The organism is Mycobacterium sp. M26 (assembly GCF_001494595.1).
GTDB lineage: Bacteria > Actinomycetota > Actinomycetes > Mycobacteriales > Mycobacteriaceae > Mycobacterium.
Genome location: NZ_LN929908.1, coordinates 2,284,411 through 2,297,066 on the forward strand (window position 1 = coordinate 2,284,411; position 12,656 = coordinate 2,297,066).

Here is a 12,656-nt window from a genome sequence, read left to right on the forward strand (position 1 = left end):
CTCGACAGCCGTGGGTATTCTCATCGGTTTCGCACCGTGGATCGTGTACTGGGTGCTGGTCGGCAACGTCCCGTTCGAGACGGCCGTCCTGGTTGCGCTGGCGGTGGCGGTCGCCGGCCTGGTGTTCGGGCGGGCCAAGAAGGCTCCCGGCTTCACGTTCGAGATCGGGGCGGTGGGCACCTTCGCGGTGCTGACGCTGCTGACGTTTACGGTCAGCCAGGCCTTCATGGAGCGCTGGATGCAGCCGCTGAGCAACCTGGGGATCTTCCTGGTGACACTCGGCGGTGCGCTGATCGGCAAGCCGTTCGTCCGCGAATTCGCCGCCGCGGGGCGACCGGACGACGTGGTCAACAGCGAGCTGTTCGGGCGGATCACCACTCTGCTGACATGGATCTGGGTGGCGGCGTTCGCCGGGATGACGGTGTCTTCGGCGATCCCGCCGATCGTCCAGGGCGATGCGACGATCCTGGACACCAAGACCCCGCTGTCGTTCGTCTGCTATTGGGTGATCCCGTTCGTTTTCATGGCGTCAGCGGCGCTGGCTTCCCGGATTCTGCCTGACCGGATGACCGTGCCCGACAACGTCGTTCGGGAGACATCGTTCGTGGCCTACAGCGAGGCCTCCATCGACGAGCTGTACTACCTGGCCCAGCAGCACGCCAACCGCGAAGTCGGTGCGGGCAGGGAGGCCTACGACGTCAAGGTCGGTGGGATGGGGATGGCGTTGACCGGGGATGAGTCCCGCAAGTCGTGGCCGTCGACGTATCGGGTGCGCGACGCCACGCGCTAGGCGCCCGTCTCGGCGATCCGTTTGATGCCGGCCACCACGGTCTGCATCGCGGTGCTGAACTGACCCATGCGGCGGGCCACGATCTCCTCCGCACGATCGGGGTCACGGTCGATCAGCATGGTGACACCGGACTTTCCGGGGCCCAGCCGAGCCGAGTAGCGCAGCTGCGTCCCGTCCGTTGCTGGGGAGAGGTCGAATCGCCACACAGCCGCCGGTGCGGTGACGTCGCCGACGGCCCATTCGAAGACTCGGTGCGGCTCGCAGGCGGTGATCTGCGAGCGAGTGGTCCAGGTGCCGATCGCGTCGTGGCAGTTGGTGCCCAGGAACTGGGCCCCGAGGCACGGTCGGTCGAATCCGTCGGCCCACTCGACCCGCTGCAACTCCGTACTCAGGTCGGGCATCAGAGTGATGTCGCTGACCAGGTCCCAGACCCTTTCGACGGGTGCGTCGATAGCGACGAACACCTCCACCTCGCGGCCCACCATGGCCCTGAGCCTAGGGGAGCGGCGCGGCGCCGAAGGCGGTCCTGCCAAACACGCTGAGCGCCAACCGCACAGCGGGCGCGCCGGATGAAACCGCAACTGTTCGGCCAACTTTGGGGCGCGCTACGGACACCGTTTCATCACGGTTCGGACAAACTGCCTGGTCAGCGAAAAATCCGGGTGGCCGGGCGCTGCGGGTTTGCTGTAGAAGTTACTGAAGTGACTTTTGTGAACATCGCGGGTTTTGCTCCCGGGGCGTTCCCGTCACGGGGGACACGAAGTGGGCGCGGGGCCGGATCACACGATCACCACCGGGCCCGGAGGAGATGGAGAACACGATGAAGCGCCTCTATGCCATTGCGATCAGCCTGGCCGTGCTGCTGGCGATCCCGGGTCTGGTGTCGGCGAGCGCCAGTGCCGCCCCGGTGACCCGCGACCAGTACGTCAAGATCGTCATCGACCGCGGGCTCGCCCAGCGCGGTGTGCCGTACTCGTGGGCCGGTGGCGACATCACCGGGCCCACCCTCGGTAAGGGGACCGGCGCCACCACTGTCGGTTTCGATTCCTCGGGCCTGATCCAGTACGTCTACGCCGGCGTCGGAGCCAAGCTGCCCCGGTCCTCCGGCGATATGTACAAGGTCGGCCAGCACGTGACCGCCGATCAGGCCCTGCCGGGCGATCTGATCTTCTACGGACCGGACGGCACGCAGAGTGTGTCGATGTTCCTGGGTAATGGTCAGATGCTGGAAGTCACCGACACCGCCGTGGCCGTCTCGCCGGTCCGTACCAAGGACATGGCTCCCTATCTGGTTCGCGTCATCGCCTAACCCGGCTGACCGGCTTCCCCACGGGGCGCGCTGATCTCGTCGACGATTCGTCGGCGGGCGGCGCGCCCTTCGGGTATCGGCAGCAGGGGATAGACGTGGACCATGCCGTCGCCCTCGACGTAGTCGATGTCCACACCCGCCTCGCGCGCCTTCCGGGCCAGCACGCGGGCGTCGGGGTTGAGGATGTCGCGGGTGCCGGAGAACAGCGTGGTGGCGGTCAGCCCGGCCAGAGGTGCGAACAACGGGCTCACCCGCGGGTCCTCGATCGGGAGCTCACCGCGCCACTGCTCGGCGTACACCACGACACCGGGACGTGCCAGCCACGGATCGTGCGGCTGGACTCTGCCGATCTCGGGGTTGTTCAAGGTGGCGTCGACAACCGGGGAAATCAGAAACACCCGGCCGGGCTGTTGAGAATGGTTGTCGCGCAGCCAGATCGACGCCGATAAGGCGATCTGGCCACCTGCGGAATCGCCCAGCAGGAAGACGTTGGCCGCTCCGGCTTCGGTTATCTCGGCGCTCACCAGATCGGCCACCTTGGGTACCACCTCACTAGCGGTTCCCCACGGAATCAGGGGATAGATCGGCACCCGCACCGTCGTGTCGGACGCGGTGGCCAGGTGGGCGATGAACCTCCAGTGGGCGGGGTCGATCTCGTTGACCCAACCGCCGCCATGGACATAGACCGCGCGGCGCCGGCCAGTGCGACCCTTCGGGCTGACGGTATAGACCGGCCACCCGGCCTCGTGACCGACGCTGACGTCGACGTCAGTACCGAGCCGGCGCGGGGGACCGAATGGCGCTGGGCGCAGCCGCCGTTCGGCGATCCACCGATGGGCTGCGGTGGCGCTGGACAGCTCGTCACCACGGCCGGTGATCCGGATGGCGGCGACGACGAGCCGGCTTGGGAGGCTGGGCACCCGCTCATTGTCGCCGAGCGGACCGCCGGTTTAGGCGCAGTCGGTGCAGATCAGCGCGGCGGCGTCGGCCAACCGGCTGCGATGGTGCACCAGAAAGCAGCTGGTGCAGGTGAACTCGTCGGCCTGCTTGGGGATGACCCGGACGGTGAGTTCCTCATCGGACAGGTCAGCACCGGGCAGCTCGAACGAGTCAACGGCATCGGCTTCATCCACATCGATGACCGCCGTCGCGGCGTCATTGCGCCGACCCGCGAGATCTTCCAGCGATTCGTCCTCAGGCTCAGCCTGCGTGCGACGGGGGGCGTCGTAGTCAACCGTCATATCCGTGCCTTCCCGTAAAGATCTTTAGTCAACCGACGCGACAACGTGGCTGAATGCGGGTTTGTTCCCGAACCGGCCGCCGGCTAAACACCGGACTTCCGGTCAATGCGCCCAGCCCTCGGCGGCCTGCTCATCGAAGGTGCGATCGATGCGTTCGAACCGGCGCCGGATGGAGCCACGTGCATTGCTGTGCGGCACAACATACAGCCTGTTGGCCGCCACGGCATCAACCGTGAGCCGCGCCACCTCGTCGACGTCGAGCACCACGTCGTCAGTGACGTGCTCGGCGAACGGCGGGTCAGCGTCGTCGGCGGCGGGCTCGGCGAGCAGGCCGGCCCGGCTGCGCTGTGAGTTCGTCTCCAAGTTGGTGCCCACCAGCATCGGGCACAGGACTGAGACGCCGATGCCGTCGGTGCGCAGTTCGCGCGACAGCACTTCGGCCAGCGCGACGACGCCGTACTTGGCCACGCAGTACGGGCCCAGGCCGACGTTGGCCACCAGTCCGGCGAACGAGGCGGTGAACAGCAGGTGGCCGCCGCCGGCGCGCTGCAGCCGCGGGACGAACACTTCCACGCCGTGGATCGGACCCCACAGGTCGATGTCGATCAGCCAGCGCCAATCCTCGTGGGACATCTCGGCGATCGGGCCGGCCAGCGCCACACCGGCGTTGTTGAAGACGATGTCCGCCGGGCCCAGGAGACGCTCGGCCTCGTCGGCCAGGTTTTCGACGTCCTCGAGCCGGGTCACATCGCAGATCACGCCATGGGCGACGTGGCCGTCGGCCCGCAGGGCGGCGACGGCGTTGTCGAGGGCGGGCTGTGCGACGTCGGCCAGGACGAGGTGCGCACCGCGGCGGGCGAATTCCCGGGCGGTGGCCAGGCCGATCCCACTGGCGCCTCCGGTGATGACCGCTCGACGGCCCTCGAATGTCTCCACGGGGCGCAAACCTAGCGCACCCGGCAGATCGCCATGCTCAGATGCGCCAGAGCGACTCCTGGGCCACACTGGCGACCAGCGTGCCGTCTTCGGCGTGGATCGACCCACGGGCCAGGCCACGGGCATCGCTGTGGCTCAGTGCGACCGAGTCGTAGAGGTGCCACTGATGCGGATCGCTGCGGCGGTGCAACCACAGTGCGTGGTCAAGGCTTGCGGCGCCGCCCCGACCCGGCATCACCTGCCCGGGTGGACGGGCCGAGGACACCAGGCCCAGATCCGAGATGAAGGTCATCGCACAGGCCCGGATCACTGCGTCGTCCTCCACCGGCTCGCGGGTCCGGAACCAGAACGGCTGTTCCGGCCAGTCCGGCGAGGTGTCGGGGGCGACCCGTACCTCGAAATGGTCGGCCCATTTCTCGGGAAGGGCCGTCACCACTGTCGCGTCGTCCAGTGCGAGCCTGCGGGTCTCCGGACGCTGCCAGTCGGTCGTGGTTTCCGGCTGGTGGAAGGAGGCGAGCATCTCGAAGATCGGTACCCCGTTCTGGGCGGCGGTGATCCGGCGGGTGTTGAAGGAGCGCCCGTCGCGGGTGCATTCGACGGTGAACTCGACGTCGACACCGACCTTGCCGCCCTTGATGAAGTAGGCGTGCAGCGATTGGGGCAGCCGGCCGGGGTCGACGGTCGCCGCCGCGGCCGCCAGGGCCTGCGCCGCGATCAGCCCGCCGTAGAGTCGCGGACCTGCCCCGAACGCCGCCGAGGTGCTGAAGGTGGTGCCACTTCCTTCGAGCCGGACCAACTCGGCAATCCAACTCGGCATGCTTCCCCTGAGGCCGCAGTGACAAAAATCGCACCCACGATAGCGTGCGACGATCGCCTCAGGATCCCCGGACCTGGGGCTTGCGCTGCATAGACTTCGGTCATGGATCGGGGGCACAGCGCGGTGCCGGACGGCCTGCTGCGCATCGAGGACTGCATGGACGGACGGGGCGGCGTGGTGCTGCCACCGGGTGTCACCCTGATCTCCCTGATCGAGCGCAACATCGCGAATGTCGCTGACGCCGTTGCCTATCGGTACATCGACTACGGTCACGACGCCGACGGCCACGCCACCGAGCTGACCTGGACGCAGTTGGGCACCCGGTTGCGGGCGATCGCCGCGCAGGTGCAGTCGAGTGCGGATCGGGGTGACCGGGTGGCGATCCTGGCCCCGCAGGGGTTGGACTACGTCGCAGGGTTCTTCGCCGCGATCAAGGCGGGCACCATCGCGGTGCCGCTGTTCGCCCCCGAACTACCCGGCCACGCCGAGCGACTGCATACCGCCTTGGCCGACTCCGGCCCCACCACTGTGCTGACCACGTCGGCGGCCCGTGCGGCGGTGCAGGGCTTCCTCGATCAGCTGCCCCCGGCGCGACGCCCGAGAGTGCTGGAACTCGACACCATCGCGGATTCGGCGGGTGAGGCCTTCATTCCCACCGAGATCGACGTCGACGACATCTCCCATCTGCAGTACACCTCGGGATCAACCCGGCCACCCGTCGGCGTCGAGATCACCCACCGCGCGGTCGGGACCAACCTGATCCAGATGATCCTGTCGATCGACCTGCTCGACCGAAACACCCACGGCGTCAGCTGGTTACCGCTCTACCACGATATGGGTCTGTCGATGATCGGCTTTCCGACCGTCTACGGCGGGCATTCGACCCTGCTGTCGCCGACCGCGTTCGTCCGCCGACCGCAGCGCTGGATCCAGGCCCTGTCGGACGGCTCGTCGGTAGGCCATGTGGTCACCGCCGCACCGAATTTCGCCTACGAGTGGACCGCCCAGCGCGGCAGGCCCGATCCCGGCGCGGCCATCGACCTGTCGAATGTGGCGATGATCATCGGCTCCGAACCCGTCAGCGCCGATGCCATCGACGCTTTCACCACGGCGTTCGCCCCGTTCGGGTTGGTGCCGACGGCGTTCAAACCGTCCTACGGCATCGCCGAGGCCACACTGTTCGTGGCGACGATCGCCCCCACGGCAACCCCGACCGCGGTGCACCTGGATCGCCGGCAACTGGCAGCGGGCCGTGTCGTCCCGGTGTCGGCCGACAATCCCGCTGCAGTCCAACATGTTTCGTGCGGTCAGGTGGCTCGCAGTCTGTGGGCGGTGATGGTGGATCCCGAGACGGGCCGGGAGCTGGCCGACGGTCAGGTCGGCGAGATCTGGTTGCACGGCGACAATATCGGCCGCGGGTACTGGGGCCGGCCGGAAGAAACCCGCGAGGCCTTCGGCGTGCCGCTGGCGTCGCGGCTGGGCGAGGGCAGCCACGCCGACGGAGCGCCTGCGGGGGCGGGCTGGTTGCGAACCGGTGATCTCGGCTTCTACCTCGACGGCGAGCTCTATGTCACGGGCCGACTGGTCGATCTGGTCACCGTCGACGGGCATACCTTCTACCCGCAGGACATCGAGGCGACGGTGGCGGACGCGTCGCCGATGGTGCGCCGCGGTTACGTCAGCGCATTCTCGTTCTCCGGCAGGGACGGTGACCAGCTGGTGGTGGTAGCCGAACGGGCAGCGGGAACCAGCCGGTCCGATCCGCAGGCCGCGATCGCGGCGGTCGGTGCGGCAGTGTCGGAGCAGTACGGTATCGCCGACGCGCAGATTGTCCTGGTTCCCGCCGGCACGATCCCGCGCACCACGAGCGGCAAGCTGGCCCGCCGGTCCTGCCGCACCGCGTATCTCGACGGCCACTTCGCGGCGCGCTGAGCGCGCCGTAGGACAGGCTTGCCTCATGACATGCGGCAGCCGTTCGGCGCTGCTAGCGTCGGCGCACCATGATGGAGGTTGTTGCCGGAGAGCCGATCTGGGACTTCCACGTCGAATGTGACCGATGCAGCGCGGCTATCGACGTGTCGGTTCTGGTGTGTCGCCCGAATCCGGCGATCGCCAAGCACACCCTCAACGAGCTGCTGGTCGACTTCGGCTGGCTACCCACCGTCCAAGGCGGGTTCTGCCGCTCGCACGCCCTGCAGCTGCGCGGTCGATAACCGTTATCCGGCAAGACCTTTGACGACGGCAAAGAGCGGATCGTCCGGCCCGATGTCCAGCGTGCACTCGTCGAGCCGGGGGTCGGGGACGAAGGCCCAGAAGAGCACGCCCGCCGATCCGGCCCGACGCTGGGCGTCGGCCTTGCGGGCCAGGTCGTCAGCGCGAGCCGACAGCGGCCGGCACGACCCGGCCGGCTGGCCCATCTCGGCCACCACCAACGGCTTTCGGGCAGTGGCAGCCTGCTGTAACCGTCGTTGCACGCCGTCTGCCGTGCTGCCCGGCAGGGGCACACCGGGCGGGCCGTAGTCGTGAAGGTCGAGGACGTCGACGCCGGGGGATTGGGCCATCGTGAGGTAGTCGTCGCCTGCCGAGCCGCACTGACCGCCCCCGGCCAGGCCGGCCCAGATCGGGGTGTCGGCGTCCAGCGAGCGCAGCCTGGCCCCGGCGCTGTCGAAAAACCCGCGCAGCGCTGCCGCCGCATCGGGTGGGCAGGACCGCTGCTGCCATCGGCACTGCTGGTCACCGCACACGCTGGGCTCGGGTTCGCCGACGAGCTCCCAGCCGGCCAGGGCGCGGGACTGTCCCCAACGGGCGACCGCCGTGTCGAGCCAGTCGGCATACGGTGACGACGTCCAGCCACCCCCATACCAGGCGGTGTCCTTGAAGTTCCCGTCGTCGCAGGCTCCCTCACCAGAGGCCAGCGTGACGACCAGCAACTGCTGGTGCCGTTGCGCCGCGGCGAAGACCGCATCCAATGCGCTGAAATCCGCCGCCCCGGTACGCCGATTGCGGGCCAGGGGCGCATAGGCGTTGAACCGGGTCAGCGAATTCGGCGGCAGCGACCCGAAATAGCGGTCCAGGTCCACCTGCGCGCCACAACCGGAATTCACCGCCCAGTTGGTGCCGAGTTCGTAGGCATCGAACCCGACCGGCCACCACGGCTGGCCGTCGAGGGTGAAGGCGCCCGCGGACACCGCGACCCGGGAACCGGACTGCGCGCCGGCCGTTCCGGGCGCAACCGTCACACCGGCGGTCGCGACCACCGCGGCAGTCAGGGCCGCCACCCACCGTCGAATTCGCATCGCACCGCAGACCCTAGGGGGTTTGCGCGCACGCTGTGCAGCGAACGTCGTCGGTAACGCGTCACGGAACGGTGTCGATAGGGCGGGTAAGCGGCGTGACCCGGGCGAATGGGAGTCGGCGATGAAGCCAGCGTATGCAGCAGTGACGGCGTTGGTCGCCGTCTGGACCGTCACGGCGGTCCCGATGGCGGGCGCCACCACCGAAAGCGTGCCCTGCGGGGTGCTCGACCAACTGCGCGACAGCCTCGACACCGGCGTTTCGGCCGGGATCGCCGGGGTGCGGACCGTCATCACCTCCCCCTACGTCAGCGGCGTGGCACAGAAGCGTGATGCGGAGGCCAACCTGGTCCTGGTCAGCCACGGCGTGCACGTCATGGAGGACACCAACCGCGCCGGCGTCGTACCAGGTCTGGCGCCGCTGCTGGAGAACCTGGACCGCGCAACGTCGGATATGAGCGATGCGGTGGAGGCGCTGTTCCAGGTCACCTGGGGCGGCGGTTACGACCTCGACTTCGGGTCGACGTACACGCTGGCCTTTCCGCAACCCGCGACGTGGACTGTCATCGACTATGCAGACCAGAAGAAGGACGAAGTGTACGCCCTGATCAACAGTCTGCAGCCGACGTGCGCCCGGTAGCCGTGCGAATGGCTCCGCAGCCAACGGCAAGCGACGATAATCAAACCGGGTCGGGAGGACCCCCGGGGATGAGAAGGACAGGGAGATGAAGAAGCTTTCTGCTGCAGTACTGGCCGCCATGGCGCTGGGTGTGGCACCGGTCGCGATCGCGCCATCTGCGAGCGCTGACGTGTGTGGTGATGTCGGCGGCCGGCATGTGTCGGTCGGCGGATGTACCGATGTCGCAGGCGATGTCGCCACCGGCGCCGCAATCGCCGGGGCCGCTACGGCCGACGACGCCGCCGCGCAGGCGGCCGCCGGTCAGCCGCCCTGCTACACGCCCGAAGGGGTGCCGTACTACACGCCGGGCGACGCGCCCTGTAACTGAGCGGCCCGGGCGGCACTGGGTACCTGGCCCGTCCACCGTCGATAGGCGCGCCGGAACTCGCGGCCGTCGGAGAAGCCGACCTCGGCGGCGATGGCGGTGATCGGCAGCGGCGAATCCGTCAGCAGGAAGGTGGCCCGCCGCTCGCGCATCCGGTCACGAATCGCCGCGAAACTGTCGCCGGCTGCCTCGAGTTGACGGCGCAGGGTGCGGTCGCTGATGTGGAGTTGCGCTGCCACGTCACCGATACTCGGCGGCCGGCGCAGATTGGCGTTGATCACGGTTTCGACGACGGCGACGACGTCGGGTTTGGTCTGGCCGGGATTCAGCAGTCGCCGGCAGGCATCGACGGCGGCCGCGTGCATGAACCGGTCGGGCGTGGGCATCTCCCGCTCGAGCACCTTGAGCGGGAACAGCATCCGGTTCGCGTCCCCGCCGTAGCGGATCGGGCACCGGAAGTAGCGCTGGTACTCGCGGGCATACACCGGTTGCGGATAGCTCAACTCGAGATAGGACGGGTCGCGGTCGGCGCCGAGCAGCGACCGGATCAGCGCCAGGGTGCTGCATAACGCCTCCTCGCAGAGGAAGGCCACGAGTTCGGGCTCGGGCGAGCGCTCGTGCAGACGCAGCGCGAACTCGGCCGGAAAGTACTCGACCTCGGTGTCGACGAGGCTGCCTGCGGCCTGGTGAAGCTCCACGCCGACCGTCAACGCCTCGGTGATGGTCGAGCAGGATTGGATGGCCACCCCCAGCATGCCGAAGGTGGACAACACGTCACGCGCCCCGGTCTGCAGTCCCAGCGGTCGGTCCGGGTAGTCCCGTACCGCTCGGCGTAGCACGGTGCTGGCCTGCCGGAACGACACCAGCGGGGCGTCGGCCGCCAGAATCTGTGCCGGCGTGAGTCCGGTGCCCGAGAACCAGCGAGACACCTCGCGGCTGTCGTTCTGGCCCACAGCGATGACGCCGGCGAGCACCGATGGCGGGATGACCGCCGCCGCCAGCCGATCCATGCCGGCCCCTCCATCCTGTCCGCTTTGCCCCCCATTGTGACCGCTGCTGCCCTCACGCCGCAGCCTCGATCCGCGATTGGGTAGGACCACCACCGACAAAGAGGAGGACCTGACCATGACAGTGCCCACCGAACAGCGGGTGTGCATCATCGGCGCCGGACCGGCCGGGCTGTCTGCGGCCCGAGCGCTTCGGCGCCTCGGTATCGACTATGACCAGTTCGAGCGCCACAGTGACGTCGGCGGAATCTGGGACCTCGACAACCCGGGTACGCCGATGTACGAGTCCGCACACTTCATTTCCTCGCGCGACGTGTCCGGCTTTTTCGATTTCCCGATGCCCAAGACGTTTCCGGATTACCCGGCGAATCGCCAGATCCTCTCGTACACCAAGAGTTTCGCGCAGTCCTACGGCCTGTACGACAACATTCGCTTCGACACCGCGGTCAGTGACGTCCGGGGGACTACCGAGGGCTGGGAGGTCGCCCGTGCCGACGGCACCACCTCGCGCTACCGCGCGGTGATTTATGCTACCGGGGTCACCTGGTCGCCGCGGATGCCCGAGCACCCGGGTACGTTCGCGGGCGAACGGCGTCACGCCGTGACCTACCGCAGCCCGGCTGAGTTCCGCGGCAAGCGAGTCTTGATCGTCGGGTTGGGGAACTCCGGGGCGGACATCGCCTGCGACGCCGCCACCAATGCCGAGGCGACGTTCGTCAGCATCCGCCGCGGCTACCACATCATCCCCAAGCACCTGTTCGGGCTGCCGTCCGACGAGCTCACCGCGCGCGGACCACAGTTACCGCTGCGGCTGGAGCGGCCGGTGCTCAGTGCCCTGCTGCGACTACTGCAGGGCGACCTGACCCGCTACGGCATGCCGAAGCCGGACCACAAGTTGTTTGAAACCCATCCGCTAATGAACAGTCAACTGCTGCACCACCTTCAGCACGGCGACGCCCAGATCCGGCCCGATATCGACCATCTCGACGGCGGGCGGGTGGTCTTCGCCGACGGCAGCAGCGAGGACATCGACCTGATCCTCTACGCCACCGGCTACGACTGGTCGCTGCCCTACATCGACGACAGTTACTTCACGTGGCGGCACGGCCGTCCCGACCTGTATCTGACCGCATTCAACCGCGGGCACCGCAACCTGATCGGCCTGGGATATCTGGAGACCAATTCCAGTGCCTACACATTGTTCGACCACATCAGCAATGTGGTCGCGAACTATCTGCACGACCAGGTGCACGACCCGCAGCGCGCGGCGAGGTTTGACCGGCTGATTGCCACCGACCAGCCCGACCTGACCGGCGGCATTGCCTTCGTCGACTCACCCCGGCACGGCAACTACGTCGACTCGCGGACGTACCGGAACTACTTGCGCACGCTGGGTAAACGCATGGGATGGGCCGGCCTGACCCCGGGCATGTTCGATGCGTTGCGCACCACGGCGACGATCGGAGCATCGGTATGAGGACCGCCGTCGTCACCGGTGCCGCGGGCGCCATCGGTTCTGCGGTGTGTTCGTTGCTGATCGGCCGCGGCTTTCGGGTGGTGGCGGTCGACGTCGATGCCGACGGGTTGGCGCGCCTGCCCGACGATGTCAGCCCGGTGGTCGCCGATCTCACCGATCCCGACTTCACTTCCGCTGTCCGCGAAGCCGTCGAACGCCTCGGGGGGCGCTGCGACGTCCTGGTGAACAACGCCGGGATCGTCAACACCACGCCGGTGGACCAGCTTCGTCCCGAGCAGGTCCTCCGTGAGCAGGCCATCAATCTGCAGGCCCCGATCCTGCTGTCGCTGGCTCTGATGCCGGCGCTGAAAGCGGCTGGGGGACAGATTGTTTCCGTCGTGTCGCTGGCATCGATGCTGCCGCTGGCCGAAAGTCCCGGCTACTGCGCCTCCAAAGCCGGGTTGCGGGCGTTCATGTCCTCACTCGCCCTCTCGGAGAACACCACCGGAGTGCGGATCAGCATGGTGCACCCCGGCGCGGTCGATACCCCCATGCTGCAGCACGAAGCCCGCTCGGGTGGCTCGGCGCTGAACTTCCTGACTCCGCCGATGAAGCCGGCGGCCGTGGCGAAAGCGGTGGTCGGGCAGATCGACCGGCCCAAGCTGGAGGTGCTGGTTCCGGCATCCGACGGGTGGCTGGTGAGGCTGGCCGCGACCGTCCCCGCGGTGTTGCGCCGCTCGAACGCCGTGTTGTGCCGGCTGGGCGAGCGGGGACGGACCCGCTATCTCGGCAGCCTCGGATAG

The 12,656-nt window shown here is 68.0% G+C and carries 14 protein-coding genes and 1 pseudogene; 8 read left to right on the forward strand and 7 right to left on the reverse strand.

What is annotated here, in order from left to right; genetic code table 11:
• Positions 1-10: 10 nt before the first annotated feature.
• On the forward strand, positions 11-790 hold the full coding sequence (locus BN3385_RS20230) for a hypothetical protein (protein WP_059019402.1): 780 nt from the start codon (positions 11-13) through the stop codon (positions 788-790).
• Here BN3385_RS20230 and BN3385_RS20235 read toward each other — a convergent pair.
• Positions 787-1,275: an SRPBCC family protein gene (locus tag BN3385_RS20235; RefSeq protein WP_059019404.1), complete on the reverse strand. Its 489-nt coding sequence runs from the start codon at positions 1,273-1,275 to the stop codon at positions 787-789. The genes BN3385_RS20230 and BN3385_RS20235 overlap by 4 nt on opposite strands.
• A gap of 335 nt (positions 1,276-1,610) precedes the next feature.
• Between BN3385_RS20235 and BN3385_RS20240 the strand changes: the two are divergent.
• A pseudogene (locus BN3385_RS20240) lies at positions 1,611-2,093 on the forward strand (NlpC/P60 family protein); the annotation flags it as partial.
• A 2-nt stretch (positions 2,094-2,095) separates the two neighbouring features.
• Here BN3385_RS20240 and BN3385_RS20245 read toward each other — a convergent pair.
• The 4 genes from BN3385_RS20245 to BN3385_RS20260 all read right to left on the reverse strand — a co-directional run bounded on the left by BN3385_RS20245 (position 2,096) and on the right by BN3385_RS20260 (position 5,093).
• Entirely contained in the window at positions 2,096-3,019 is a 924-nt protein-coding gene (locus BN3385_RS20245; protein ID WP_059019406.1) for an alpha/beta hydrolase fold domain-containing protein, read from the reverse strand.
• A 30-nt stretch (positions 3,020-3,049) separates the two neighbouring features.
• Positions 3,050-3,340 (reverse strand): DUF4193 domain-containing protein, encoded by a 291-nt coding sequence (locus tag BN3385_RS20250; protein WP_059019409.1) that lies wholly within the window; start codon positions 3,338-3,340, stop codon positions 3,050-3,052.
• 102 nt (positions 3,341-3,442) lie between these two features.
• Positions 3,443-4,276: an SDR family NAD(P)-dependent oxidoreductase gene (locus BN3385_RS20255; protein WP_059019411.1), complete on the reverse strand. Its 834-nt coding sequence runs from the start codon at positions 4,274-4,276 to the stop codon at positions 3,443-3,445.
• Between the two features lie 37 nt (positions 4,277-4,313).
• Positions 4,314-5,093, reverse strand: a complete 780-nt coding sequence (locus tag BN3385_RS20260) for an acyl-CoA thioesterase (protein WP_059019413.1) — start codon at positions 5,091-5,093, stop codon at positions 4,314-4,316.
• Between the two features lie 102 nt (positions 5,094-5,195).
• On the opposite strand from BN3385_RS20260, the gene BN3385_RS20265 reads away from it, so the two are divergent.
• Both BN3385_RS20265 and BN3385_RS20270 read left to right on the forward strand, forming a co-directional pair.
• Positions 5,196-7,025, forward strand: coding sequence for a fatty acyl-AMP ligase (locus BN3385_RS20265; RefSeq protein WP_059019415.1), 1,830 nt, complete (start codon positions 5,196-5,198; stop codon positions 7,023-7,025).
• Between the two features lie 68 nt (positions 7,026-7,093).
• Complete coding sequence (locus tag BN3385_RS20270; RefSeq protein WP_059019417.1) at positions 7,094-7,306, forward strand: hypothetical protein; 213 nt, start codon at positions 7,094-7,096, stop codon at positions 7,304-7,306.
• A 3-nt stretch (positions 7,307-7,309) separates the two neighbouring features.
• On the opposite strand, the gene BN3385_RS20275 is transcribed toward BN3385_RS20270, so the two are convergent.
• Positions 7,310-8,389 (reverse strand): hypothetical protein, encoded by a 1,080-nt coding sequence (locus BN3385_RS20275; protein WP_059019419.1) that lies wholly within the window; start codon positions 8,387-8,389, stop codon positions 7,310-7,312.
• Positions 8,390-8,510: 121 nt separating this feature from the next.
• Here BN3385_RS20275 and BN3385_RS20280 point away from each other — a divergent pair, with 121 nt between their 5' ends.
• Positions 8,511-9,026, forward strand: coding sequence for a hypothetical protein (locus BN3385_RS20280; protein ID WP_156432823.1), 516 nt, complete (start codon positions 8,511-8,513; stop codon positions 9,024-9,026).
• Between the two features lie 85 nt (positions 9,027-9,111).
• The gene (locus tag BN3385_RS20285) at positions 9,112-9,393 is read left to right on the forward strand and encodes a hypothetical protein (protein ID WP_059019423.1); all 282 of its coding nucleotides are present in this window, start codon (positions 9,112-9,114) and stop codon (positions 9,391-9,393) included.
• Here BN3385_RS20285 and BN3385_RS20290 read toward each other — a convergent pair.
• Entirely contained in the window at positions 9,363-10,400 is a 1,038-nt protein-coding gene (locus BN3385_RS20290) for an AraC family transcriptional regulator (RefSeq protein ID WP_059019425.1), read from the reverse strand. The two genes, BN3385_RS20285 and BN3385_RS20290, sit on opposite strands and share 31 nt — an antisense overlap.
• Before the next feature lie 115 nt (positions 10,401-10,515).
• Here BN3385_RS20290 and BN3385_RS20295 point away from each other — a divergent pair, with 115 nt between their 5' ends.
• Positions 10,516-11,874, forward strand: a complete 1,359-nt coding sequence (locus BN3385_RS20295) for a flavin-containing monooxygenase (RefSeq protein WP_059022222.1) — start codon at positions 10,516-10,518, stop codon at positions 11,872-11,874.
• A complete protein-coding gene (locus BN3385_RS20300) occupies positions 11,871-12,656 on the forward strand; it encodes an SDR family NAD(P)-dependent oxidoreductase (RefSeq protein WP_059019426.1) in 786 nt (261 codons plus the stop codon). The genes BN3385_RS20295 and BN3385_RS20300 overlap by 4 nt, the downstream gene beginning before the upstream one ends.

Coding starts and splice junctions, on each gene's coding strand:
- BN3385_RS20235 (WP_059019404.1), bottom strand. CDS start 1,275: ATGGTGGGCCGCGAGGTGGAGGTGTTCGTCGCTATCGACGCACCCGTC.
- BN3385_RS20250 (WP_059019409.1), bottom strand. CDS start 3,340: ATGACGGTTGACTACGACGCCCCCCGTCGCACGCAGGCTGAGCCTGAG.
- BN3385_RS20260 (WP_059019413.1), bottom strand. CDS start 5,093: ATGCCGAGTTGGATTGCCGAGTTGGTCCGGCTCGAAGGAAGTGGCACC.
- BN3385_RS20265 (WP_059019415.1), top strand. CDS start 5,196: ATGGATCGGGGGCACAGCGCGGTGCCGGACGGCCTGCTGCGCATCGAG.
- BN3385_RS20270 (WP_059019417.1), top strand. CDS start 7,094: ATGATGGAGGTTGTTGCCGGAGAGCCGATCTGGGACTTCCACGTCGAA.
- BN3385_RS20275 (WP_059019419.1), bottom strand. CDS start 8,389: ATGCGAATTCGACGGTGGGTGGCGGCCCTGACTGCCGCGGTGGTCGCG.
- BN3385_RS20280 (WP_156432823.1), top strand. CDS start 8,511: ATGAAGCCAGCGTATGCAGCAGTGACGGCGTTGGTCGCCGTCTGGACC.
- BN3385_RS20285 (WP_059019423.1), top strand. CDS start 9,112: ATGAAGAAGCTTTCTGCTGCAGTACTGGCCGCCATGGCGCTGGGTGTG.
- BN3385_RS20290 (WP_059019425.1), bottom strand. CDS start 10,400: ATGGATCGGCTGGCGGCGGCGGTCATCCCGCCATCGGTGCTCGCCGGC.
- BN3385_RS20295 (WP_059022222.1), top strand. CDS start 10,516: ATGACAGTGCCCACCGAACAGCGGGTGTGCATCATCGGCGCCGGACCG.
- BN3385_RS20300 (WP_059019426.1), top strand. CDS start 11,871: ATGAGGACCGCCGTCGTCACCGGTGCCGCGGGCGCCATCGGTTCTGCG.